Consider the following 813-nt stretch of genomic DNA (forward strand, 5'->3'; position numbering starts at 1 on the left):
GCGTTCGAAGAACGGCCTCGGCCGATTGTGTGTCAGGCGACCTCGATCAGCGGATCGCGGCCGTCCCAGGTGCCAGTATGCCGGAGGAGCCGCGTGCGCGTATAGGAGGTGCGATCCGCCAGGCGTTCCGCTTTCTGCCGGTCAAGCTGCGACCGGTGCATTCCTGGCCCATACGCGCCGGCGCGCAGGGCATCGTCGCTTCGCCAGAGGGAGAAGGTCATGCCGTCTGTGCCGGTTGCGAAGTTCCCATTGACGATATTGCCGTCTATCTCGTCGTACCATGCGCGGACTCTGTCCACGTTTTCGCGGAAGTCGCGCATGCGCTCCGTCTGTTCGGGCCCCATGTCGTCATAGCCTGCCGATGTCAAAACGGCCGCAGGTCCGCCCGGATCTGCCTCCGCCACAGCAAGTGTCGCGTTGGCTGCGGATAGCCATCGACAGTCGCCTGAAAAGCGGATGGCACGCAACAGGCAATGGAACGCTTCCCCATGTGCCGGAACGTCCGGAAACTGCGCCGAAGGATCGTCCAGCACGCGATCCGCCGCGGCTAGATCCGCGAAAAACCCAGCCCCGGCCCAGGAGCGGCCGCATCCGGTCCGTAGCCCATCGGGTCCGATCGGGCTGTCGGGACCAAAATGCCACCACGCCGCGCCCTCTGGCGCGGGAAGCGTCAGAGCGCCGGTGGCCTGTTCAGAATCGAAGAACCAGCGATGAAATGTAATCCAGCCGACTTCGACCATGCCAAGACCCTCCGCATTCTCGTGAAGTTGATAATACGCTTCCTGCAAAGTCAAATACTTCGACCCAGTCGCT

The 813-nt window shown here is 63.0% G+C and carries 1 protein-coding gene; it reads right to left on the reverse strand.

Translation table 11 applies throughout. From position 1 onward, the window contains the following. Positions 1–32: 32 nt before the first annotated feature. Positions 33–813: hypothetical protein (locus ACFQ3C_RS18890; protein ID WP_380795240.1), on the reverse strand; the 781-nt coding region annotated here is incomplete at its 5' end.

Origin of the sequence: Seohaeicola saemankumensis (assembly GCF_042678485.1) — a bacterium.
Classification (GTDB): domain Bacteria; phylum Pseudomonadota; class Alphaproteobacteria; order Rhodobacterales; family Rhodobacteraceae; genus Seohaeicola; species Seohaeicola saemankumensis.